The sequence below is a fragment of the Occallatibacter sp. genome (assembly GCF_049582745.1).
Classification (GTDB): Bacteria; Acidobacteriota; Terriglobia; order Terriglobales; family Acidobacteriaceae; genus Telmatobacter.
The window spans coordinates 1-22425 of the sequence record NZ_JBAUUO010000001.1; the positions used below are offsets into that span (position 1 = coordinate 1).

Consider the following 22425-nt stretch of genomic DNA (forward strand, 5'->3'; position numbering starts at 1 on the left):
AGACGTAGATGCGGCACTCAGAGGCCAGCAACGGTTCGGCGCAGAAGATCCAGAGATGCCCGCCGCGGCGCGATTGCTCCAAGGCGGCCTTCACTCCGTCCTGCTTCAACTCCCATTGCAATTGAAAAAGCGACTCCAGAGAGCCGTCGAAATCGGCATCAATCGCGACCCACTTTGAACGCTGGGTCTCGGGATTGATCGCATACAAGCTGATGGTGATATCGCCGTTCAGGTGCATCCGCACCACGCCTTCGTCCAGCGGCTTCGGCTCTTTGGTCTGCCAATTCCTAGCCGGGTAATAGGGAACGGAACCGTTCGGCAGCGGGCGTTCAGCCTGGATCGCGTATGCCCGCCGATTCACGAAGAGCCGCGTGAAGCTGGCTGCCGTTTCCCGGTTCACACAGAACGTGGCATACATGGCGGTCAAGCCTCCTTCATTCGCTGCGGTTGTATCGCGGGTCCAAAACTCGGTCAAATTTGCGCGGAAACGGCGAGTTGGGCCTGTCATGGAGGCATATATCTCGCCGATTCCGTGGCCGGTTTCAGGCGCAGTGAGCCTTTGGAAGGGCGACGATCCTCGTCGTGTTTGGCGGGATCGCGCCGGTTGGGGTTTTTGGGTTTTCGACGCGGATACGACGCGGACCGTCAGAAGCTCCACAAATGATTCCGTTGACTCTGGCGATCGCGCGGTTGATCGAGCGGATTCGGCTTGCGGACAGACGCATGGCAGGCTCCTTGGTGGCTTGGTATGGGCTGTTGAGGGGAACGGGATGAGGCGGGCTAAGCGTTGGCCGGCTGCAACTCGGAGATCAAGAGACCGGGCTGTTCGACCAGACGGAACAGGTCGTACTCGGAGAGAGCGCGGTCGAACTTTTCCGAGGTGAACCGATCCTCGCACTCTTCGAACGACAACATGTACCACTGATCGCAGCGACGATCGAAGACATAGATTGCTCCGGATGCATCGTCACCAGGAACCAACTGCAAGAGCAGAACGCCTTTGGCGGTTTGGATCCACCGCGTGGCAATCGCTTCCCCAATTTCGAGGAAGGCTGCGACGGTTTGTTCAATGGAACTGGCGGCCCGGTCCTGCCAGTTCAGAATCTTGTATGCGGACATCTTTCCTAAGCTGGGTTGCATGGCGCGACACTCCTTTCTTTCGGATTTGGTTTGGGCGGGGTTGAGGTTGTTTACCGGCGGCTCCGGACCTGGAAGGTGAGCGACCACATCCAGGCCAAAGACCAGAACCACCCGGCGACGAGTGAGAGATAGAACGCTTCGAGCGCCGGATCGATGGCCGCGATGCGGCACATGATTGGGCCGGTTAGGGCGAAACTGAGCAATCCGGCGGCGCTCAAAATGGAACTCGCGATGAGGCGAGCAACGAACCGGCGAGGCAAATTCGTCTTGCTCGCCGTGTTTGTCGCGGTAGTTTGCATTTCGATTTGAGCCATAGGCACTCCTTTGGGGATAGATTTCATGGGCGCTGAATGGGAAGCCTCAGTGCCCGGAAACTTCAGGACATGACTGTGTTGTGCAGCGGGAAGGAAGGGCTATTTGAATGGAAGGGACCACGCGCAGAAGCCCGCAATTGCATCACGGCGACGCGATCACCGCGGCTGAATGTCCGGGGAAGAGCGTGAGCAACGCCTTCATCCGCGGTGCATTGCGGCTCTCTCGCTGGGTCGGAATCGGAGAGCAACGACGTACAATGGTCCCGTTTCGAGTTCACAAAGGAACTTCAGACCGATGCTTACCGATGCCCCACCGCGAACGTCATACCTCACTGGGTTCCGGGAAAGCGATCGGATCACGACACTCGATCTGCCAGAGGAGGCACGCTTGTCCGACATCGCTAAGGCCATTGAGTCGGCGATGAAATCCGACCAGATTCGAAACCTGCGCCGGGCCTGTGCCGAGTTCCTGAAGTTTGCATCGGAGTTCTACCACGTTCCGGACTGCGGCGTCCGGGTACTTGCCGCGAGACCCCTGCGAGTTCGCGAACAGTGGACGACCGAGCTGTTCGGTGACTACGACCCGGAAGCCATGTTGATTCGGGTGTGGATGCGGACGGCCGTGCGCAAGGACGTTACCTCTTACGGCACGTTCCTGAGCACGCTCTGTCACGAATTCTGCCATCATCTCGACTACAAAAAGTTCGGATTCGCGGATTCGTGGCATACTCGCGGCTTCTACGAGAGAACGGCAGTGCTCTACCATCATGCACGCGGTACGCCACAAAAGCACTTGTTCTGGGTACCAATATCCAACGGCCGCTGGCGCATCGATTGGCAGAAGACAAATCGAGGGACGCCTTGAGCGACGCTGCGCACAGACACCTAAAACCTGCAGTCCTCTTTCAGTTGCTTCACCAAGCCCCGCGTCAAGCTTCGTCTGGACACAGGACCCAAAACCACCCATCCGAACCCACAAACCAACGCAACGAAAAACAAGGGGATAGTCAGAACGCATCTGTCACATTTCCGGGACGTTCTGGCCATGCAAATCTGCGTATTGGGAAGTGTTCAGGAAGGCGAGGGGATGGCGCCAGGAAGGAAATCGGATGGCAATGGGTGCCATTTCGATATGTCCAATGGGCAATGGGGAGTTAATCGGAAGAAAATGTCATTGCAAGAGAAACTGGCGGAACGACAGCACGTCGTTCGCCGGAGAGTTCGTGAGGATGCTGGCGTCCAGCAGTTCGCTCCGAAGTGTCTCGCTCAGAACGAAGCCGATCCGCTTTCCGACGTCGCGCATTTCGAGCGCCAGGATATAGAGAATCTCGGCATTTGGTGTAAGGTAGAGAACCCGGTCGGCGGTCCGGTCCGCTCTGAAGATGCTGCGCAATTCCTCATATCGCCCAGAGCCTTTAAGCGTTCTTTCGAATTCGATTGCAACGCATTTGGTTTCTCCGTCGACAGCGATCTCGGCCAATGCGTCGAAGTCTTTCATCTTTCCGGTTCCGTAAGCCAGGTTTCTCGATACGATTTCCAACTCCCACTTCCAGGATTTCAGGAGCCCTTTTTGAGCCAACGCGACACGGATGCCGGCCAATTCGACCGAATGGAGAATCTGGGATTTCCGGATGATCGACTTTGCCGTCGACGGCAGTGACAGCAACGAGTGGCCGCGGAACTCGAGGAATTGGAGCCCAAGTGGCGTGATGGCGAAGATCGGCTGCGAGAAGAAGCGGTCGTAAGTCATGCGCCGGATCAGCTCACAACCCTCTAGGCGCGACAGCCTCCAGTACACTGAGCGCCGGCTTGATTCGCTACCTTCGATCGCGGCCAGTGCGCATACCTGATCGAATGTGATCGCTCGAGCATTGCGAATCAACAACAAGACCGGCACATCCCGGCTGTCTGAAAGTGCAATGTACCCCTTCCGGTATCTCATTCCGCACCTGTTCCTGCGAGAACCAGTCGTCGATCGTCCTCGGATATTGACCACCGGCCAACGTCGGTTTCCACCCAGTCTTGCCGTCCCATGAGAACCATCGCTTCATACCGGAGACCCCGGAGGCTGACCGATATCGGCTGAACGCCGGCAGATTTCCATGCGGGAGACGTGAACGAAAGCCGTCCGTTCGATGCCTCGTTCATGGTCACCAGATACCGATCTGGTGCGGATTCACCGGACAGGCGGACAAATAGAAGGTGCGTGCGGCCGCCCAAATGGTTTGGACCGCTGCACAGAAATGTCCTCCCCATGGACCGCAGCGGATGCTCCGGCTGAAAACCGCTGTTCAGGTTGAACCGGATCTGACCGGGATACACCCAGCACAGTCGCAACCTGCGGCCGTACTTGAGTCCCGCCGAGTTGAACCACGCGGCGCAATGGCGAAAGCAAAAGGGATCGTCGAGGTTGCGTGAGTGCATGGCCCACCAGTTCGTTCCGAAGTTGATTATGCGTACGTGCATGACCCCGTTGCCTCAGCCAGTTCCTGCACAAGGGCGCGCGCATGCGCACTGCGCTCCGCTCCAGGCAGATAGTGCAGGAACCAAACCCGCCCAGAGAAATGGGGAGGCAAAGCAAGGTTTCGGCGCCGGAAATAAGTAAGCAACTTGCCTAACTGGCCGACCAAGAGCGCAAATTCAATCTCCTCGTTAGTCCCGTCGCCAAGCTCCTGCGTAACAAACTCCTCCCAGGCAAGCTCGCTATTGGGCTCCGACACTGGCGACTTATACCGAATCCAGAGCGCATAGTACGGGTTCTCCTTAGTCAGGTATGCAGCCAGTTCATCGATGAGTTCACGGGGCGAGACGGGAGTGGCGATCTCTACTCTCTCGGAGACTTCCGGCCGTGCAGCAGCCAACAGAAACTGCGTCATGTCGGCGAAGATTCGGTCGTTCAATGCCTCCAACGCCTCCGTCCTTTCGGGGTCGTGAAGCTGGCCGATAGCCGCCATCTCGCTCGAAAATCGGTCGGGGAAGGGTTGATTTCGTGCCTCATAGAAGCGCGCAAACATGATTGTCCGGCCGAATGCAAGTGTGTAACCGACCTCGTCCGGGGAGACGGTTTGCCGGACGTACTGCCGCCATTCGTCCGGATGGGCGAAGTCCGTCGGCGATTTGAGCTGTGGTTTGCGGTCCATCCTTGCGTCTCCTACGCGCCCTTGAGGGTCTGGTTTCGATTCCGTTCCTGGTCGAGTTGAGCCATCGTGTCATTGAGCCGGCGCCGCAGATTGGCCTCTGTATTTCTCATTGCTTCAGCCTGGCGTTCCAAAATCATATTTCTTTGCTGCAAGCCGGCAGCAGTTGCGTCCGCGCTTTGAGCCTGGACTGCGATGCTCGCAGGCCGATTCTCACCGCTGTTGCGGTCCGCAGCATTCACTTTCGCTGTCCTCTTGTCGAGGCCTTCGACGGTTCGTTTGAGCTCGGAGTCGGCCTGTTCCTCGCCGGAGGTGGGCTGTGGCTTCGCAGAGAGCGCACGCTCGGCCTCGGCATTATGGGTTTCGATCAGTCGATTGAACTGTTCCGTGCGACGTTCAATCTCGATCCGGTCACTGACGCGGCCATTCCATAATTGCGCGATCAGGAACGAAGCGATGACTTCGCGCTTGTCGGCTGCGCGCCACTGAAGAAAGACAACGCCGACTATCCCGCAGAGCAAAAGCAGCGTCACCACATTCGACCAGAAATAGAGATCGTCGATGGAATTCTCGACGAGAGCAGCCCTACCAGACTCCATCGCTGTGCCATAATCCTTGTCGCGAGGATTGATCTTCCCTAACGCATAGTCAAAGAACCCCTGGCGTTTCGCCGCGGGTTGCACGGATCCTGAATCGGTACGATTCACGGTCTGAGCGAAAGATAGCCCGTAGACGCACCAGAGTGAGATAGCAAAGACGACCGTCCGAATAATGAGTGGTGATCGCATCGTCACTCTCCATTGACTCCACCGAAAAACAATCCTGCCGCCCTCCGGCGCCGTTGTTTCCGATTCTCGGTTTCTTTGAAACGCAGATTGACGCCGATTTTCGGGTCGAGATAACTGTGCATCTTGGGATAGAGCGCCGGTTGAAGTCCCTCAATCTCGAATCGTGGAGCGCGGCGGACATGCAGATGGGAGTAACGGGTGCCCTCCCGGTTGTCCACCATCAGAATCTCCATCTGGCCAACCGGGAGGTTCTTAATGTGGTCCTCGCGAGCACGAGTCTCCTTGATGTCGCTTTCGCTTCCCGTGCCCGTCTCGGTGTATTTCGTCGAGAGGATTCCGGTGCGGCGTACCGACAGGCTGCGCCGCTTTGTCGCAATTCTGGCCGATGCCTTCAGAAACCATTGCGCCGTGTTCTCCTCCGACACGTTCATGATCATTTTCGTTCCGGGCGCCGACGAGACCTCGTCCGCGAACGCCTGGCTCACGCGTTGCAGCTGAGGCATGCTTTGGAAGGAGAAAAGGAACGAGACCCTGGCGCCGCGCGCGGTCTGGAGCACCTGCGTAAACGCGGGATAGGCAAACGGCGCGAACTCGTCCAGGATGACCGAGAGCATCGGCTCATCCGCGTCCCGGTCGCGCGCCGGCTGCGCATAGCGTTTGCCGACCATCAGCTGAATGTTCTGTAGGAGGATCTTTCCCAGGGCTTCGACAGCGCGCTGATTGCGGTTGGCGTTGAGCGAAACGAACAGGATCAGGCCGTTTTCAAGCACATCGTCGAGCGTGAGAAGGTCCTGGTACGAGCCGGTTACGACCGACAACTCATCCTCAAGGAAGCTCAGAAGTTCGTTCAGAAGCCCCTGTATCTTCTCGACACGCTCGCGGTCCGCCAATGACCGTTGCAGCATCTTCACCGACATCTCGAAGTTCAAACGCTTCTGCATGGAAATGCCTGGTACCGAGGCGAGACGGGCCTTAGCAACACCGATCTGTTCCGCCAGCACCTCCTCATCGAGCGCCATCACAAGCACGTCGTAGACGTTAAAAAGCCTGCCGGTGTACTGCAGAATGCGCACAAGGTCCGAGAGATACGCCTCCTGATGACCCTTGAAGAAGTCTTCACGCAGGCCGAATGACCGAAAGATGAAATTCACATGCTCCTGATAGGCATCGTCGAGGGCATAGAAGGGGTTGTACCGGGCTGACTCAGTGGGGTGGGTGGGATCGATTACCCGTAAGTCCTGCAAGCGACCAGCGGCTTCGATGTGCGGCAGCAACCGGTCCAGAAACTCCCGCTCGCCTTTACCGTCGAAGATAATCATAGGCATCGGGCGCGCGCCGAATCGACGGGTCACGTCCTGCGCGATGATGTTTTCGAGGAATGTGGACTTACCCGCTCCGGTTCCGCCGACAATGACGCCGTGCTTCATGCGTACCAGATCCGGCCAGAGCCAGGGCTCTCCGTGGACGTTGTATCCGAGCAGCGTGGAACCGTTCCGGTTGGCGTCCCTAACAATCGCCGCATCCTTCGACGCCGGAACCAGGATTGCCGGGTGCGGCCAATTCTCCTCTTTCTTCTTCCTCCGGCCGACCAGTTGTGCGGCGATGAGACCTCCACTGAACACGAGAATCGAGCAGTCGAGGAAGATTTCAAGGCACTGTGAATTACGCAAATGGAGACGCGAAACGGCAACGTACCAGGCAAACGCAAGCACTGCACAAGCGAACAGCACCAGGACGCCGGCGGCGTCCTCCGGTCCACGCTGTCTCCATCCGGGCTGGTCATAGTACGGACTCACGGGCGCACTCCGATCGAAAAGTAAAGAAAGACTCCGGTCAGGGCGCAAAGCAGGACGAATACGAGAAGGAGCAACGGGCTGGGCTTCCAGCTGCCCTTTTCGTTGACAGGTTTGAGCTCGTCCGCCAAGGACTGAGCAAGGGCATTCTGAAGATTTGTTTCGGAGTCGTTGCGATAGATTTGCCTGAGCGCCTGGCGCACTTCTTCAGCCGATACATAACTCTGCGCGCACATGACTACAGGACCGCCTCAACCTTCAGCGGTCCGCTCTGGTCGGTGCCGAAGCTCAGCTGATAAATCTGCGGCGCATTGCCGGCCGAGCTTTCAATGCTGATGACGCCTGTTGTCTTCTCCCCAGGTAAAAGGTCGCGATGGGCTGACTCCGCTTGCATGACAGCGAGGCTGGAACCGGGTTTTGCTTTGAAAGTGGCAAAGGTCTGCGGCGCCAATTGGTGATCCCTCAGACTCACTAGAGAGACAGACTGCACGGTCGGGAGCGGAAGACACACATCCGGCGTTGTCACCCGGAACGGAGCGTCGGTTTGGTTGGTGACCGAATAGCGAATGTATATCCGTTCCTTCGCGCGAAAGACCTGCTCCAGACTAACCTCCACGCGGTTCGGAGCAGGCTTGACCGAAAAGTGAGCGATGTCTTCGGACCCCATCATCGCCTGCGTAAGGACCAATGACGCGATCTTGCGAATCTCGGCATCCGATGGCTCGGCAGAGGCGAGTGCGCTGGTGCGGGGCTTGGGCGCGGGCTCCGCGCGGACCAGGACGTCCATTGCGGCAAGCTGGCCAGCCGGATCGAGCTCGTAATTCAACTCCCGCGTTGCAGTCCAGACAAAGAGATTCGTCGATGCCCCCGGCTGGAGAGGCTTCACGAAGACCTTGTCGTCATGACGCTCAACCTGAAAGCTGTCCGGATCGCCGATAGCAAGTGTCGTCACCGTCTCGCCAAATTCGAGAACTGTGAGATGGTTGAGCGATGTTTCGACGTGGCGAATCTGGCTCTGTGTGGTCGTCTGCGCCCCGGCTGCGGCGACCGCGAGAACAATCGAGATGATGATGAACGTCTTCATAGCGGCCTCCTTGGGCGCAACGATCGTCCAAAAAGCGGAAAGGAGAAGCCGAGCCAGAGGCTCAGTCTTCTCCTTCGCCGGCTAGGAGTGCCCCAGGGGAACGGGAGCACTTGTGTTTTCGAAGAGCAGATCGCGCTTCCCCTTGTACTGAAAGAGGAAGACTCTCTTTTCGCATTCCGGGCCTTCGGGATTGGCGATTCGTTCGACGAGGAATGCTCGCCGCTCATCGTCAAACCACGCATAGCCATTGACGGTCTTCGGCATTCGAACCCGAACCCGTTGGCCGCCAGTGACCTCCGCGAAGGCATCGACCACCTCCTGCGGAAACGACTGGAAGAGGACCGCGCCGGAACCTGTGCCGCCAGTAACGACAGCATTCATCGCCTGCGCCCATGCCCGCCGGTTCTCTTGCTTGCCTTGCGCCCAGTAGTGAATGAACAGATGCAAGGAGCTGAATTGATCCCTTGCGTCCTGCTCGTGTTCCCAAAGAGCTGCCTGCGCCCTGTTCCGCGCAAGCACCGCAGACCTTCTCTGTTCCTTGTCTTCGCTCTGGCGCACGGTTTCCCATTGCGCCTGAGCGTCTTTCAACTGCTGCTTGACCTCTTCCTCGCGCTGAACAATCCGGCTTGCGATGTCGCCGTAGATCGAATTGACCAACTGGCATTCCTCGAACATCTCCCGAGTTACGTGGTCGCCCGAAAAGAGTCCACGGAAGTCTTCGATCCCCATCTTCTCTTCGAAGCCATTTCCGGTTTCGTCGGGAAGAAAGCCGAGTTCCTTGCGCAGGAGGTTATAGAGCCTTCCAACCTTGTCCGTATCCGCGATCTCAAGATGGGCCGGCAGGTCCGACACTCTGCGCTCCCGCTTGTGGCGGAGCCAGGGCGCCGGAGCTACCTCCTTCCTGATCTCACTTACAACGGACTCATCAATCTCGACCCTGTGTTTGAGGGAATCGAGTGCGTTCTGCAGTTGCTCGACGAGCTTGTAGGCCAAGTCAGGCCGTCCCGCCGCAATGCACGAAGTCTTCAGGTCAGTGATCGAACCGATCCGATTTCCCCGCGCCTTCATGGCAACCGGGCAGGCATTCCACCAGGGAGACTTGGCTTTCTGATGCTTCGTCTTTTCCTGCCGGAACTTTTGCCCATACGCGATCCTTCCCGCAACGAACTTCGGGAACTGATCGGACGGCATCACGCATATGGTGTCGAAGTCGAAGTCGCCGCCGTTCTTGCTTGCGGTCTTCGAATGGAGGATGTAAGTCCCCTCCATCCGGAGTTGCCGTTCAAGAATGGTTGCGACCAGCGTTTCATCGAGGTTGGCCGTGCCCAGCGCCTGTTTGAGCGCCGGAACAAGCTCTTCGTTGGTGAGGTGACGGATGGGCAGAAGGTCCTCCTGCATCCGTATCGGGTACCGGATGCAAAGGCCTTTCTCAGCCGTCAACGATGTGATTGTGCTGTCTTCGGGTATCCAGTCGGACGCCGAGAGAACCCTTCCCCGGTGTTCGATCAAGACACCGTCATCCGCTAGAGCGAACGATGGCAGCTTCAGATCCGCACTCGTGCAGGCACGAAACGCCCAGCGGGCCAGCTTGCGGTTCAATTGGTTGAAGACGTAGGGAATTTTAATTGCGTTTCCGCTACGGTCCGCCAAGAGAACCGCCTCCGCCGGGTCGCATCCCTCCGAAGCCTGATCGTCCTCTCGCTCCAGTGAGTCGGGATCGAAGTTGACGCCATCGTCGATCGTTGTAACCTCGGACTTGCCGATTACTTCGAACAGCGCCTGGTAGTCGCCTTCGTCCCATGCCTTCCGCATTGTCTTGATTCGTTGGAGCGCCCACAGCTTCAATTCAAACTGCAGCGCCTCTTCCGAAGCATGTTCGATCAAGGTGTAGCTTGACCCAAACTCCGATTGACGGGAGATCTGCTTAATCCCGAGGATCGCCGGACCCGTAAACATGCGGCCCGATGTGCCCAGTTGGGGAACAAATCGCACGCTTCCTTTGAGGGCCGGTTTGCAGGCGCTTTCGGGCAAAATGATGTCGACCGCGAGCCTGTCGGCCACATGATCGCTCATCGCCTTCAAGGCGCCTTTTGCCTGCTTCGGTTCGCTCGCGTCAAATGCCAGGCGAAACTGGCAGAAACGATTTGTGCCGATCTTAAGCTTGCGGTAGAGGGATTCGCGCGCCCAGCCGCGGCAATCGTTGGTGCCAAGGACATGGTCCTTGACCACAGCGATGCGGAGGTCGGGTTCCTCGACCATCAGCTTGCAGTCGGAGACGAGGATCGCAAAGTACACGATCGCCGCCTCGGGCCAGTGCTGAAAGCGCTCAGCAATCGGGCCGGCGTGTGCCTGGTCGACGAAGTAGAACTTGCCATCCTTCGCCGAGCCGCTTGCGCCCACCAGCTTGTATTCGACCCCGCCATAATGAAGGCTCGCCATGCGGTTTTCGACCACAGACTGCTCATACGGCGTCAACTCATACGGCACGCTGACACGAGCTACTCGGATGCCGGGATAGAGCTGCCCGAGGAGCTTTCCCTCGAGCGTATCCTTCCGTCCGAGCTTGGTTGGCTTGCGGGTCACTTCACCGGACGCATCGATCCTCAGTTCGAGAATGAGCTGTTGATCGAGTGCCGCGTTTTGTGTCCTGTTCGCTGTCATGTTCTCCTCACTTGTCTGGCGCTTCAAGACGAAGTGACAAGAGGTGGCTGATTGCCGGTCCTCAATCTCCTCGCCTGGCCGCCCGGGTTAGGGGTGGGTGTCAAGCCGAACCAGGCTTCGAGAGTGCAAACCGGGTCAGCGGAATTCCTCATCGCGTGTGCGATAAGGTGTCAAAGGAGGCGACATGAGCCATGTTTCAGGTTTGTCTCCTCTTTGAATCCGTGCTGACCTTCTATGGCCCTACTTGCGCAGGGGCCGTTTGACCAATGTCGGAGATCCTCCCTGTATCTCCGCTTCCGCCTTATAGGCGAGAACGGTGTAGATCACGCCGTTCTTCGACTGAAATGCTTTGATCAGAGCCTCGCCTTCGCTCGCCACCTCGGCACCAAGCTCAGGCTTGTCGATGGATGAGCCATCTTTTGCAAGAAAGTAGCGGGCGACCTCCTCGCTCTGCTGGCGCGGTCTGCGGCGACGCTGCGGTTCCGCCTGTCCTGCCGGCGCTTGCATCTCCGCCACTTTCGCGAGTACGGTTTCCATCATCGGCCTCCCTGCTTTGTTGTGTCGTCCCCGCCCGGAATCAGGTCGGGCGTGTTAAGAATCTGGTTCATCCGCTCGCCATCGATTGGGCGCTCACTGTACTCGGCAATCCACAACCCGTCCGGATTTACGTCGGATCGGCGGTCCGGAATTAGCCGAATGCGGAATTCGTTGACGAAGTGGTCTGTTGTCTCGGTTCCATTCGACAGGTGGTGAACGTCCTTCACGCCGTAGACGAGATAGGCGAGTGGCTCTCCAGGTACTGTGTCAATCTCGCGAAGATGGAAGACGGACTGGATCTGGCCGTCATCGATCTTGCCGCGAGTGTCGTTGTCGCTCATCGCCTTCAGCGTGAGGGCGCGCAAATTGCGCGTCATCATATTGAGACTGGCGGCCCAGTGATCGTCCACATCGGATGGCGAGTAATTGAGGTAACTCGTTAGAAAGCGTTTCACGAACGCCTCATCTAGGAATTGATCTGTCCCGCCGGTAGCGAGATCGGATACTGCACCCTTCGCCGGCTTCCCCAACTCGGAAGCATCGCCATTTGGACCGATGCGAATGACGGTCGGCGGCTGCATGCGCACGAAGATTGCAAATCCGATCGCCAACAAAGCAATCGGGATGGTCAGGAAGGCGAGCAGCCAGGCACGGTTCGCATTAGCGCGGAGGGCCCCATCCATTTCGTAATACTTCGGCCTTGCCAGGGCCGCGTCGTCCGCTGTAGCTGTGCTGGTTTTCATCCGTCCTCCTACTCCTTATGGCTTGTGGCGCTTACGACGCTTCTCGCTGCAATCCGGGCAGCATGGTACGCAGTCCAAGTCCCCAAGTTGTACCGGTGTACTGTCGGTCCTCTTCGCATTGGCGCCGCCGATTTGTTGATGGCCCCGGATTTCCGACTTCCTCCACTGGACTGAACCTGTGAGACCGCGGAATCCTGCGTCGGGGCACTGATTGCTCCACTGGTTTCGTCGCTGGGTTCGTCCACGCCCATCACGTCGCTGATCGAACTGCGAATCTGCTCGGCGTGACCTTCGAGTGTGGGAACGCCGTCACCGAGCGAGAGTCCCTTGGCGGCAGAAGATGCGGCGATGGGCGCCGGCTGCGGCGGCGCGGGCTGGTTTCCTCCGCCGGCGGTTGAGAGCGCTCGCGCGGCTCCCGCCGTCGCTGTACCGGCAGAGCCCCCAGCTGAGGCTGCGCCTGCGGAACTTCCGCGCGCAGCCGCCACGCCGGCCGCCGCTCCTTCAAAACCTGCCGCCCCTGCAGTCAATGCCGTCACCGCCGTGCCCACCATCGCAACCGCGGTGCTTCCCACGTCGCCGCTGACGATGCGCTTCGCAATGAATGGAATGACTGCGATCGCAAGCGAGTAAACAATACTCACAATGCCGATCAGAATTGAGCCTTCGAGGTTGCCCAGGCCGCCAAGGAAATTGTTCTGACTGAGCATCTGACCAATTTGGCCCATTTGAACCGCGCTTAGCAGCGCCCCAAAGCCTCCATAGAGGATGGGCCACGCATTCCAAATGAAGATATTTTCGACATAGGCCTTGGCGATGCGATTGGCTGCACCCAATGGCATGAGAGCGATTACGATAGGTCCAAAGATGTAAAGAATGCTGCCGTAGAAGATATAGAAAAAACCGAAGACGACAATAACGATTGGATAGAGGAGATAGGCGACAAGAATCAGAAGGGCGTCTAATAGCCCAGGAATATCTCCGGTGATGATTCCCCACAGTTTTTGGAAGCCCACTTGGTTGAATTGCGTCATCAAATCGCTCTTCCAGTTATCGAAGAGACTGACAGCCCCCGAGGCGTTATTGATCCAGTTTCCTGCGTTCACAAAGCCCTGATTCACTGTTGTGAACACGGTTCCGTAGTTCATCACCACAACCGCTGTGGCCACATACTTGATGAGGCTCGTACCGAGCCCCCGGACATCCCCTCCATGCAAAGCTGACTGATAGACTTGCCACAGGAACCCGACAACTAGGACAACATACGCCACGTTCTGCATCCCAGCGGTAATGCCAGTTGAATCGATACCGGACATTGCTTGCGTCTCGAACCGCTCGAATAGACTCAGCTGCGTCGATTGAAAAAACGCGAGCATGACCTCGGGATGGAAGTGGGCGTAGAGCATGTCTGTTACCTGTTGGTCAGTGCTCCGTTGATGAGGCCGTTGTTCGTGGTGTTGTCCGCGGTCGCCAGCTTCGTGATTGCGCTTTGATTCTCGAGATCGATGCCACGCGTTCTCATCAGTTCCGCAAGTGCCGCCTGCGTGTAGGCATTGGCGCGCACCAACCATACGTCGGCCTCGGCTTCAAGAATCGGAGCGCTGCCGGGCGCAGCCTCGGAGATCTGCTGGCCCATCTGGTTCGCCTCGTTCAACTCTGCGTCCGAGAGCGCGTCGATCTCAATCGCACGCTTCATAGCGTCCTGGGCCTGCGCATCCGTCATATCGGTCATCGTCCTCGTCTGCGGCGACGCTGCATTCTGCGCCATCACAACGCCGTAGACGTTCTGAAACTGGCCTGCTAAGACCGGCACATTCGCCGCGTTGCGCGACAGTAAGAGCGACTCGAGGTTTTGCGACTGTGGAAGCGTAGCGCTTGAGACGTTCACACGGAACATGCCGCTGACCTGGTTGAACTGGTTTTCAAACTGCATCACCGACGACTTCGCCTGATTGATCGCTGCAAGTGGGTACATCACCTCTTGCTCGTACTTCGCCACGCTCTGTTCGTACTGATTGATGGTCCTGAGGGGCGTGGCGATGAACGTGTTCATCAGCGACTGCATCTTCGAGAGCGCCGCCAGAATCGCAGCCGTGTCGATGCCGAATTGCCCGTTCGCCGTTTTCGGGAGAATGGCAAGTACAGCGAGCACGACCACCGCCGCTTTCAACAAGGTCGGGCGGTACCAGGGATGCGCTTTCCGCGGGCTCCCTTCAACCGGATTCACGAGCTTTGCCGATTCCGGCATGAGAATGGGTTTGCGCTGCCAGAAGAAGGACCTGCGCTGTTTGTTCGGATTATTCTTTGGATCGGTCATCGAAACCTCTCTATCGCGCCGTCAGCGCTCCCGTGATCAAACTGTTGATTCCCCCGGTCGCCGCTGTCCGGCGCTTGATGAGGACGTTGTCGTGCGCGATGCGGCCCGCCTCCTGCCGCAGCTCCGCCGCAAGCATCTTCTGGATGTATGCCTGGCAGCGAAGATTTGCGACCTGCGCCTGCGCGGTGAGAAAAGGATTGGAGCCGGGCGTACTGACCGCAACCTGATTCTCCATCTGGTTGGCTGTCTGGAGGATGACGTCCGCTCCCTGGTCAGCGATGAGCGTTGTCTTCAGGTTCTCTTGTCCGAGTGCGTCGTCCACGTCCATCATCACGCGGTCCTGCGGCGAGGCTGTGTTGACCTGCGGGATCGCCCCATAGTTCGAAGTGAAGCTCGTCTGCAGGGCAGGAATCTCAGACGACAACCGGCTGTGCAAGATGTTTTCGAACTGTTGCGGCCCGGGAGTCACCGCGCTTGTGAAGGGCGTGTTGAAGATTTGGTTCATTTGACCACGAAAGCTGTTGATCGAATTCACGACAAATCCGCGCGCCTGATTGAGGGCCGCCAGCGGCGCTAAGGTCGTCTGATAGAGCTTCTGCGTCTGTTGAATGACCTGATTGATCGAGCTGAGTGAGCTGCCAATGTCGTTCTGAATCGAGCTGAAGATCGAGTCGAAGATACTCAGGAATTGCCCGTGCGCGTACTTCGGAAGAACGAAGCACGTCTCCATTAGGAGAATGCCGACAAGCAGTCTCCTGTTCCAGCGAGCGCGGAAGCTCAGCGCACGGCGGCTCTCCGGGGCAGGATACGGTTCGCCGTTCAGGCGCAGTTCGGGTTCGAGTTCAGGCGTGTCATTCATTGGCTCATTGCCTCCTGCATCTCTCCGGAGAGTTCGACCGGTAAGGGCGCCAGTTCAGCCAGTCCTCGCGGATATTTGGCGGCTAGCTCCTCGTATACCTGGATCAGCGGCAGTTGCCGATGCTGGCGCAGCCACCACTTGCGAAACGACCTCTCCCTCGCATAAGTCGTCGTGATCCAGTAGTCCACGGGGCTCGGAACAATCCTTATCGCGTGGGTGGATTCGGCCTTCTCTCCAATCGCAATCAGGAACTCGGCGCTCACGCCCTTCTTCGGGTGGGCGAAGGTCTTGATCTGGTTGAGCGCGGTCTCGTTCAGGTGAACGTGCTCCCGGAGCGCCGTCATATCCCCGGGCTGTTTGCCAATAATCTTCGTGGTTGCGTTCTTGACGATGCCGGCGCCGTGCTCGTTGGGCTTATCGGGGGTGCCGACGAAGTCTTCCGGCGTCTGGCTGATGCCCCAAACGCTCGCATTGCGCTTGCGCGCAGTGCGGAAGAGCTGGACCACCACGCTGGCCAGGATCGGCGATTCAAGAAGCGCCCAGCACTCGTCGAGCAGAACGATGCTCGGCTGCCCGGTCACTCCCGATGCGCGATGGGTTGCTGTGTGCGCTATCAGTAGACTCATCGCGCGTTCGAGGCGCGGATCGTCCTTTAGCTTCTCGACGTTGAAATAAAGCCACGGATTGTTCAGTTCGATAGTGGTGGGGCGATCGAAGAGCCGCGCGTATGGACCCTCGTCGACCCAGGCGCGCAGTTTGGTCGAGGCCATCTGCGCCATCGCGTTGATCTTCTGGTTGCGGTCGCGGTCCTGCCAGTGCGCCAGTTCCGCAGCCAGGTCGCCGAAGAGCGGAATCGGGTTCGAGGTTTTGGCGCTGCACCTTTTGTAGGTTGAGGCGATTGCTTCAAGTAAAACGCTGTCGAGCAGGTCGATGTCGAGGTCTGGCGGCGTGTTCTCGCCCAGCATGTGCCGGGTGAGGTTCTTGAGAAACGAAATTTGATCGTTCGAGGGCCGGTCTTCACCTCTTGGTAAATCCCAGGGATTGATCGTCTGGTCGCTGTCGAGCGACATCTCGATCATTTCCCCGCCCATCAACTCCACCAGTGGTTGATAGGAGTCTCCGCGCTCAAGGATCGAGATGAGTGGATTTGCGCGCGCCGCCATCAACAGCATCTGCTGTGCGGCAAGTGTCTTCCCGCCGCCACTCTTTGCCATCAGGAGGCCGTTCGCGTCCGAGAGATCGGGATCGAACATGGAGAACGGAATGAGCTGACGATAGGGAGTCTCGAAGAGAATCAAAGGACTCCTACGCGTGCCGGTCCAGGGCATCTCTATAGGCACAAGATCGGCGACGTTGGATGAGAGCATATCCTGGTCCCGTTTGTCCGCTTCGGCCATCCCCGGCAACGTCCCAAGAAAGATGCGCCGCTTAGCGATCGTCTCCGCAACCGCCTTGGCGCCATTCATGTGGGTGAAAGCGTTCAGAACCTCTTGCGTGCGATTCGCGAGTTCACGCTCTGACTTTTCGAGATCGCGAAGCGAGATCGCCGGTTGGGACGTTCGGGCGACAACGCAGAGGCTGAGCTTGGCAGTTTTTAGCGACGAAGAAATGATGTCGCGCTGGACCTGGATGAGCTGCGCCTGCGCTACTTCCGCCTCGGGATTCGATTTGAAGTTTCCGTTCGCGTCCTTCTGTGCGGCCGTCATCTTTTGCAGGCGCTTCTTGTAGGTCTTAAGCACCTTCACCTGGTCCGGGATGACCACTTGACCGCTGATGACGACCGGAAAGCCAAGAGTCGAGAAGTTCTTGAGCATCCCCGGAAAGGTGGCGTCCGGCAGTTCCTTGAGACTCACGATCGCGTAGAGATACCCATCGATGTTCAGGTACGTTTCGGTTTCGTTGAGGATGCTTGCCTCGGTCGCCTGTTCCCGCGCGCTGCGATACTCGATCATCTCCTCCCCAGGAACATACGGCCGCCGATCGCGCCTAATCGGATGCTGGGCGTGTTTCACCTCTTCGAAGAGATCCTGCGTCGAGAGCCTCCGGGGCCCGAGGCCGGCCGCCTCCATCGACCCCTCGATGCCCCGGAGGATGGATTCAAACTCGGCGAGAAAGGTTTCATGTTCCTTGCGGGTACGCTGAATGGCCCTCCTTTGGCTTAGTGTGAATCCGTTTGCACTGCGCTTCTGCTGAACGGAGTGGTAGAGCTTCGCGTGGATCCGCGGATCCCAGATGAAGTAGACATGAAGGCGGTTCTCAAAGAAGTATCCGCTGCCTTCCTTTTGACGCCACATCCGGAGCCTATGCGTATCGAGAGCCATCACCTCCGACTGTTCGGTGCGCTGCTCGTGAACGTAACTTTCGAGAAGATCTCCGAGGCGCTCAGAGATCTCATAGCGAAACTGAATGCGCATGCTGACGTCGGGAACGCTGCGGAACAGCGCTTCGAGCATCGACTTGTTCTGGTTGCGTTCGTCGTCAGTGGCGAAGTAAGCGAGGATGCCCTTGAGCTCATATCCCGCGACGAATGCTCCGTTGGTGCGGACTATGATGTTGTCGCCCGCGGGGAGATCACGCAGGGGCAACAACTCGCAGACCGCGGGCGCCTTGAGCCTTCTATCGTGTTCTGCTTGAGTGACCGGCATAGCCAACCTCCCCGCTCAGAGTCCCCGCACCTTCAATATGCAATTGCTGCTCCACGATCCGCGCCAGTGGAACAATCTCTTCATGAATGCGCGCCGCGAAGATCACACTTGCGAACGCGACGCGTGCGGCTTCCGCGTCTAAAACAGCAACGACCGTTCCGTTCTTCTGTGTTCTGATCGATGCCTGCATAGACTCAGCTCTCCTCGTCGACCACATAAGGTTGCGTCAGTTCCGAATCTCGCTCAAGCGCGCACCAGGCTTTCGGAGCAAAGAACGAGCGGACGAGGTCGGTGAGATAGCCGCGCGGCCTGCCGTATTTGAAAAGGATCAGGAACGGCACGGCTAGCGCCGGTACGACGAACTCCATGAAGATGTTGAGCGGAATCCCGAACACATGCGCGTTGCCGCTCACGAAGTGGGCAAGGAGATTCATCAGCGCTGCCAAGGCGAGCACGAGAATCAGATCCTCGAACTCCAAGCCAAGAAACGTCACCTTGGTGTGGAGGTTCCGGTGAACAGGCGTCAGATCGAGACTCATTCGCTTACCCTCCCACCCCATGCGCTTGCGTGACCATCGATTCGGCCAAGCGCATCATTCCGGAGACCATGAGGGCGCCGAAGGCCGCTATGAGTTTCCTGATCCACGTTGAGCCTGGATAGATCTCCGAAACCACGCCTCCCATGTGCAGGGCCATCGCCGCCAACTGCGTTAGCGCGAACATGGGCAGGATCACGTTGGCCGTCCAGTTCACCAGACTCATGGTTGCCATCCAGAATGCGTCGGCGCTTGTCGCGCCCGCGTGCTGTACAAAACCTTCCAGAGTCCTCAACATTCCTGAACACAGCAGCGAGGCAAAGCCCCCGTAAAGAAGGCTCTCGAAAGGAGCGCTCTTACTGTAGCGGTAAACCGCTCCGGCAAAGAACATGCCGGCCATGGTGGGCATCATGGTATTGCCGGCCCAGGATGCAAGATTCGTGATGGCGCCATCGAGGCTCATACATTGCTCCTTAAGCCGCCATCGCCTTGAAAAGCGAAAGAAGGCCGCTCACACAGAGGAAAGAAATCGCGGCGAAGACCAGCCTGGTCCAGGGTCTGTGCCGGACGAAGTTGATGACTGCTCCGACACACGCCAGTCCCGCCGCGGCCGGCATGATTTGACCGACGATGTAATTCCAGAGGGAGGTGAGCATGTCGGTCATTGCGTACTCGCCTCCCGAGTTCCATCCCTGAAAGAGCTGCATGGTTGCCGATAGTGACATCAGGAACAGAGCCGCGACGACTGATCCGAGCGGGTTCTCTCCTGTGGCTCCATCGAGCGTGGCCTTCAGGACGAAGTAAGCTGCCAAAACGGGGACCAGCTTGGCGACTACGATCTGGCTGACGAAGTTTTTGAAGACTGTCTCCATGCTGGCGAGCCAGCTCGTACCCACCGATCCGCTGCCAGAGGGAATATTGATTCCTTGTGCCGCGATCCACGACAGCAGTTCTGGCAATGTCAAGAGCACGACGGTCCACATAATCCACTTGCCGGTGCGGCCATTTACGTGGAAGTTGATCCCGCCTTCGTGACGCAGGCTCACTCCCGCGGCGGCCAACGTGCAGAATGCCGCTGGCGCCGCGAGGTCGAGCAGCAGTTGGAGAAGGTCGAGAAGGAACTGTGGCGTCTGCATGGATCTCTGTCCTGGCTACTGAATGCCTTGTGCTTGTGTGATGAAACCTTCCGCCATGCGTCCGAGGCCGGAGATCACCATGAGAGATACACCGGTGACTCCCCAGCCCAGATAGCCGCGACCGCTCTTGAAGTGCCACCCGGCGATACCCAGGCAGGCGACCGCGATCACTGGAGCGATGACGTTGCAGCTCCAGTTCACAATGTTGAGGACGGTGCCTTCGACGGTTGTTGCTTGCTGGCCTTGCACGGCTTGGCCGAATTGAGGGGAGGTGCCGAGGTTCTGGGCTCTCGCCATGAACGGCGCCGCGAGATTGCCAATGAAGATGAGCCCCAATGCAAACTTCATGGCGATGTGTATCCAATTGACTTCATCGGGGCGATGAAGAGTGCGGGGGGATGTCGGGGCGGACACTGGGGAGCGCCGCCAGAAGGTGAGTGCGGTTCTCATACGGTTTTTCTCTCCTGGACCCGGCTGCTCGGGGCATCCGTGTCGAGCAGGAGATTGCGTCTCGATCGAAATTCAGTCAAATTGGCGCGCTGGACCGAGATGGGAAACAGCACTATCTCTCGGCGCATGAGCGGGTTGGGCGGCCCGTTGCGTGCTGGCGCGGTCCGTTGCTGAATTGGCGAATTGGCCGGAATGGAAAAAATCGAGCTAGAATTTCAATCGAGGAGCCCGGTGTCGCAAGCTGTCGCCAGGCCAGGGACAACGGAATGGCATCCACATCGCGGCTGAATCCGTATCAGTGCGACCAGTGCGGGACCACGAATATCGTGGCCGCTCCGCTTCTCTTCGAACAGGGAACGCGCAGTTATTCGGGGCCCTTCCATTCAGGCACGAGCCAGTCCTACTTTGCACAAGCCGCAGCGCCGCCCGATCCTCGCGGGTACGGACGGCCTCTCCTGCTTTGGGGAATACCAATATGCTTCACTTTCTTTTGGGGATTCGTGGGTCTTAGAGGGATTCTGGAACATCCGAGTTCCCTTGTAACCTCGGAGAACGCCGTCGCCGTTTTGCTGCTTCTCGGCGTGGCGTGCTTAGGGGGAATGCTCCTCCGTTTCCGCAGCATCGCCCGGTATAACCGGGAAGTTTATCCACGCCTCTACTGGAACTGGGAGCACACCTACATCTGCAGGCGCTGTGGACGGTCTTTGATTATTCCTTCCTAGATCTACCCCCAAGACCCTGTTGCGAGCTGATCAGCAAACCTCAGCTTGCCGGGCATGGCATCGCCATGTGAATCGGTCGAGCCGCTGAAGTCGTTTACCAGATTTCGGCCCAACCGCACAGTCAGTCACCGGGACCGATAATTGCCCATCCGCACTTTGGGGAATCGGGATCGATCTTTGCTCATTTCCGAATTGAGCAATCGGGACCGAAGTTGACTCAACCGCACATTGGGTCAACCGGACCGACCTTTGCTCAACCGCACTTTGGGGCATCGGGAGCGATCTTTGCTCATTTCCGGATTGAGCAATCGGGAGCGAAGATGACTCAACTACACTCTGGGTCAATCGGACCGACCTTTACTCGACCGCACTTTGGGGCAACGGGAGCGAACATTGCTCAACTGCACGATGAGTCAACCGGATCGATCGTTGCCCATATCAGCTTGCACGAATAGGAATGATCGGTAACCCGCAGCAGCCTTGAATACGAGAGACAAGAATACCCCGAACCGGGTAGGTGTGGTGCAAGATGGCCTTTCAAAAGAGACGCCCTGACGGATTGAGCCAGGGCGAGAAGAAGAGAGAAGGCGTGGCTGCTCTACTGAGCTGTGGGAGCTACCTTTTGAAGCTCGGAGGGGGTCTGTTCGTGCTTGGTGAAGACTACGTAGATCTTCGTGTCCGCGGGGACGGAAACGACGACGCGGCTGTTCGCATCGAGATTCATCACTTCGGAGTCGCCCGCCGTGCCGATGTTTTCGGCCAGCCGCTCCCGCAGCATGTCATCTTCCGAGAACGCGGCGCTCGAATTGTTGCCGGCCACTTCCGCAAGCACGGAACCGAGGCCGGATGCTGCACGCACAAAGAAGTTCTTGCCTGTGTTCTTACCGTAGACATTGCCCTTGATTGGCCCGAGATCGAGCCCCGTGCCCACGGCGTCGATCTTCTCCCGCGCGCCGTCGAGCAATTCGATCTCGTCGAATTTCACGCTGACGAGCCCGCTTCTATCAGCTTGCTGAAGCTGACCGTACACGCGCGCCCCGGCAGGAACAATGATTCTATCCCCAATGGCGTACGTGTATTCGACCACTGCTACCACGGGAGCCTGCACCGCACTCGATATCTGCGTTTCAAGCTTCGCTTGAATGCGCGTTCCCGGTGTGAGTTCCAATCGTGGTGTGCCATCGTCATCACCATTGACCTTGGGTGCGGCGCCGGCTTGGTTTTGTGCCAGACTCCGCACGAATATGAGCGATGGCTCCTTCAAACTGTTCTGCTGCGTTTGCGGTGTCTCTGCCGGTGGAGCCCCGCCGTAGGGAGCCGGATCTTCCCACTTCTGCTGCGTGTCTGCGAAGGAAGGCACACCTCCCAGAGAACTAGCGAGGGCAGGCTTGCCGGCGAATGGCTTGGTGGTTTCGCCGCCATTTAGCGTGCGTGTGCGCCGAATGTCGCTTGGCCCAAGTTGACCGGTCGTGTTGTCCGGCGCTGGCGTACGTGGGGTGTCCATCAGCGGCGTCACGCTGCTTTTGGAGGGAGTCGCTTGCTCTTGTTTTGCTTGCTGATACTGAG

Annotated in this window: 23 protein-coding genes; 1 reads left to right on the plus strand and 22 read right to left on the minus strand. The window is 58.0% G+C overall.

What is annotated here, in order from left to right:
* The 3 genes from WCA10_RS00005 to WCA10_RS00015 all read right to left on the minus strand — a co-directional run.
* Positions 1–418: TOTE conflict system archaeo-eukaryotic primase domain-containing protein (locus WCA10_RS00005; RefSeq protein ID WP_472820444.1), on the minus strand; the 418-nt coding region annotated here is incomplete at its 3' end.
* A gap of 362 nt (positions 419–780) precedes the next feature.
* Complete coding sequence (locus WCA10_RS00010; protein ID WP_472820422.1) at positions 781–1140, minus strand: hypothetical protein; 360 nt, start codon at positions 1138–1140, stop codon at positions 781–783.
* Between the two features lie 50 nt (positions 1141–1190).
* Positions 1191–1454 (minus strand): hypothetical protein, encoded by a 264-nt coding sequence (locus WCA10_RS00015; RefSeq protein WP_472820423.1) that lies wholly within the window; start codon positions 1452–1454, stop codon positions 1191–1193.
* Positions 1455–1842: 388 nt separating this feature from the next.
* On the opposite strand from WCA10_RS00015, the gene WCA10_RS00020 reads away from it, so the two are divergent.
* Complete coding sequence (locus WCA10_RS00020) at positions 1843–2319, plus strand: hypothetical protein (protein WP_472820424.1); 477 nt, start codon at positions 1843–1845, stop codon at positions 2317–2319.
* 306 nt (positions 2320–2625) lie between these two features.
* Here WCA10_RS00020 and WCA10_RS00025 read toward each other — a convergent pair whose 3' ends face one another.
* The 19 genes from WCA10_RS00025 to WCA10_RS00115 form a co-directional block, all read right to left on the minus strand.
* The gene (locus WCA10_RS00025; protein ID WP_472820425.1) at positions 2626–3204 is read right to left on the minus strand and encodes a hypothetical protein; all 579 of its coding nucleotides are present in this window, start codon (positions 3202–3204) and stop codon (positions 2626–2628) included.
* A gap of 188 nt (positions 3205–3392) precedes the next feature.
* Positions 3393–3920 (minus strand): hypothetical protein, encoded by a 528-nt coding sequence (locus WCA10_RS00030; RefSeq protein ID WP_472820426.1) that lies wholly within the window; start codon positions 3918–3920, stop codon positions 3393–3395.
* Positions 3905–4594 carry a hypothetical protein gene (locus WCA10_RS00035; RefSeq protein WP_472820427.1) on the minus strand — a complete coding sequence of 230 codons (690 nt, stop codon included), beginning with the start codon at positions 4592–4594 and terminating at the stop codon, positions 3905–3907. The genes WCA10_RS00030 and WCA10_RS00035 overlap by 16 nt, the downstream gene beginning before the upstream one ends.
* A gap of 11 nt (positions 4595–4605) precedes the next feature.
* Complete coding sequence (locus WCA10_RS00040) at positions 4606–5379, minus strand: hypothetical protein (protein ID WP_472820428.1); 774 nt, start codon at positions 5377–5379, stop codon at positions 4606–4608.
* A gap of 2 nt (positions 5380–5381) precedes the next feature.
* The gene (locus tag WCA10_RS00045; RefSeq protein WP_472820429.1) at positions 5382–7175 is read right to left on the minus strand and encodes a type IV secretory system conjugative DNA transfer family protein; all 1794 of its coding nucleotides are present in this window, start codon (positions 7173–7175) and stop codon (positions 5382–5384) included.
* Positions 7176–7410: 235 nt separating this feature from the next.
* Entirely contained in the window at positions 7411–8256 is an 846-nt protein-coding gene (locus tag WCA10_RS00050) for a TrbG/VirB9 family P-type conjugative transfer protein (protein WP_472820430.1), read from the minus strand.
* Positions 8257–8337: 81 nt separating this feature from the next.
* Positions 8338–10917 carry a hypothetical protein gene (locus WCA10_RS00055; RefSeq protein ID WP_472820431.1) on the minus strand — a complete coding sequence of 860 codons (2580 nt, stop codon included), beginning with the start codon at positions 10915–10917 and terminating at the stop codon, positions 8338–8340.
* A 240-nt stretch (positions 10918–11157) separates the two neighbouring features.
* Positions 11158–11457 carry a hypothetical protein gene (locus WCA10_RS00060; RefSeq protein ID WP_472820432.1) on the minus strand — a complete coding sequence of 100 codons (300 nt, stop codon included), beginning with the start codon at positions 11455–11457 and terminating at the stop codon, positions 11158–11160.
* Complete coding sequence (locus tag WCA10_RS00065) at positions 11454–12197, minus strand: VirB8 family type IV secretion system protein (protein ID WP_472820433.1); 744 nt, start codon at positions 12195–12197, stop codon at positions 11454–11456. The genes WCA10_RS00060 and WCA10_RS00065 overlap by 4 nt, the downstream gene beginning before the upstream one ends.
* A gap of 8 nt (positions 12198–12205) precedes the next feature.
* Positions 12206–13600, minus strand: coding sequence for a hypothetical protein (locus tag WCA10_RS00070; RefSeq protein ID WP_472820434.1), 1395 nt, complete (start codon positions 13598–13600; stop codon positions 12206–12208).
* A 5-nt stretch (positions 13601–13605) separates the two neighbouring features.
* Entirely contained in the window at positions 13606–14511 is a 906-nt protein-coding gene (locus WCA10_RS00075; RefSeq protein WP_472820435.1) for a hypothetical protein, read from the minus strand.
* Positions 14512–14521: 10 nt separating this feature from the next.
* The gene (locus tag WCA10_RS00080) at positions 14522–15370 is read right to left on the minus strand and encodes a hypothetical protein (protein ID WP_472820436.1); all 849 of its coding nucleotides are present in this window, start codon (positions 15368–15370) and stop codon (positions 14522–14524) included.
* The gene (locus WCA10_RS00085; protein ID WP_472820437.1) at positions 15367–18015 is read right to left on the minus strand and encodes a TraG/VirB4 family ATPase; all 2649 of its coding nucleotides are present in this window, start codon (positions 18013–18015) and stop codon (positions 15367–15369) included. Before WCA10_RS00085 ends, WCA10_RS00080 begins: the two co-directional genes overlap by 4 nt.
* On the minus strand, positions 17987–18205 hold the full coding sequence (locus WCA10_RS00090; protein ID WP_472820438.1) for a hypothetical protein: 219 nt from the start codon (positions 18203–18205) through the stop codon (positions 17987–17989). The genes WCA10_RS00085 and WCA10_RS00090 overlap by 29 nt, the downstream gene beginning before the upstream one ends.
* 4 nt (positions 18206–18209) lie before the next feature.
* The gene (locus WCA10_RS00095) at positions 18210–18554 is read right to left on the minus strand and encodes a hypothetical protein (RefSeq protein ID WP_472820439.1); all 345 of its coding nucleotides are present in this window, start codon (positions 18552–18554) and stop codon (positions 18210–18212) included.
* A gap of 4 nt (positions 18555–18558) precedes the next feature.
* Positions 18559–19014: a hypothetical protein gene (locus WCA10_RS00100; protein ID WP_472820440.1), complete on the minus strand. Its 456-nt coding sequence runs from the start codon at positions 19012–19014 to the stop codon at positions 18559–18561.
* A 10-nt stretch (positions 19015–19024) separates the two neighbouring features.
* Complete coding sequence (locus tag WCA10_RS00105) at positions 19025–19687, minus strand: hypothetical protein (RefSeq protein ID WP_472820441.1); 663 nt, start codon at positions 19685–19687, stop codon at positions 19025–19027.
* Positions 19688–19702: 15 nt separating this feature from the next.
* A complete protein-coding gene (locus WCA10_RS00110) occupies positions 19703–20035 on the minus strand; it encodes a hypothetical protein (protein WP_472820442.1) in 333 nt (110 codons plus the stop codon).
* A gap of 1422 nt (positions 20036–21457) precedes the next feature.
* Positions 21458–22425, minus strand: a 968-nt coding sequence (locus WCA10_RS00115) for a TrbI/VirB10 family protein (RefSeq protein ID WP_472820443.1), incomplete at its 5' end; no start/stop codon positions are given.

Excerpts from the sequence above, each read along its gene's own strand:
- WCA10_RS00060 (WP_472820432.1), bottom strand. The coding sequence starts at position 11,457 with ATGATGGAAACCGTACTCGCGAAAGTGGCGGAGATGCAAGCGCCGGCA.
- WCA10_RS00030 (WP_472820426.1), bottom strand. The coding sequence starts at position 3,920 with ATGCACGTACGCATAATCAACTTCGGAACGAACTGGTGGGCCATGCAC.
- WCA10_RS00095 (WP_472820439.1), bottom strand. The coding sequence starts at position 18,554 with ATGAGTCTCGATCTGACGCCTGTTCACCGGAACCTCCACACCAAGGTG.
- WCA10_RS00035 (WP_472820427.1), bottom strand. The coding sequence starts at position 4,594 with ATGGACCGCAAACCACAGCTCAAATCGCCGACGGACTTCGCCCATCCG.
- WCA10_RS00010 (WP_472820422.1), bottom strand. The coding sequence starts at position 1,140 with ATGCAACCCAGCTTAGGAAAGATGTCCGCATACAAGATTCTGAACTGG.
- WCA10_RS00055 (WP_472820431.1), bottom strand. The coding sequence starts at position 10,917 with ATGACAGCGAACAGGACACAAAACGCGGCACTCGATCAACAGCTCATT.
- WCA10_RS00070 (WP_472820434.1), bottom strand. The coding sequence starts at position 13,600 with ATGCTCTACGCCCACTTCCATCCCGAGGTCATGCTCGCGTTTTTTCAA.
- WCA10_RS00110 (WP_472820442.1), bottom strand. The coding sequence starts at position 20,035 with ATGAAGTTTGCATTGGGGCTCATCTTCATTGGCAATCTCGCGGCGCCG.
- WCA10_RS00075 (WP_472820435.1), bottom strand. The coding sequence starts at position 14,511 with ATGACCGATCCAAAGAATAATCCGAACAAACAGCGCAGGTCCTTCTTC.
- WCA10_RS00025 (WP_472820425.1), bottom strand. The coding sequence starts at position 3,204 with ATGACTTACGACCGCTTCTTCTCGCAGCCGATCTTCGCCATCACGCCA.
- WCA10_RS00085 (WP_472820437.1), bottom strand. The coding sequence starts at position 18,015 with ATGCCGGTCACTCAAGCAGAACACGATAGAAGGCTCAAGGCGCCCGCG.
- WCA10_RS00050 (WP_472820430.1), bottom strand. The coding sequence starts at position 8,256 with ATGAAGACGTTCATCATCATCTCGATTGTTCTCGCGGTCGCCGCAGCC.
- WCA10_RS00105 (WP_472820441.1), bottom strand. The coding sequence starts at position 19,687 with ATGCAGACGCCACAGTTCCTTCTCGACCTTCTCCAACTGCTGCTCGAC.
- WCA10_RS00090 (WP_472820438.1), bottom strand. The coding sequence starts at position 18,205 with ATGCAGGCATCGATCAGAACACAGAAGAACGGAACGGTCGTTGCTGTT.
- WCA10_RS00040 (WP_472820428.1), bottom strand. The coding sequence starts at position 5,379 with ATGCGATCACCACTCATTATTCGGACGGTCGTCTTTGCTATCTCACTC.
- WCA10_RS00080 (WP_472820436.1), bottom strand. The coding sequence starts at position 15,370 with ATGAATGACACGCCTGAACTCGAACCCGAACTGCGCCTGAACGGCGAA.
- WCA10_RS00100 (WP_472820440.1), bottom strand. The coding sequence starts at position 19,014 with ATGAGCCTCGATGGCGCCATCACGAATCTTGCATCCTGGGCCGGCAAT.
- WCA10_RS00065 (WP_472820433.1), bottom strand. The coding sequence starts at position 12,197 with ATGAAAACCAGCACAGCTACAGCGGACGACGCGGCCCTGGCAAGGCCG.
- WCA10_RS00015 (WP_472820423.1), bottom strand. The coding sequence starts at position 1,454 with ATGGCTCAAATCGAAATGCAAACTACCGCGACAAACACGGCGAGCAAG.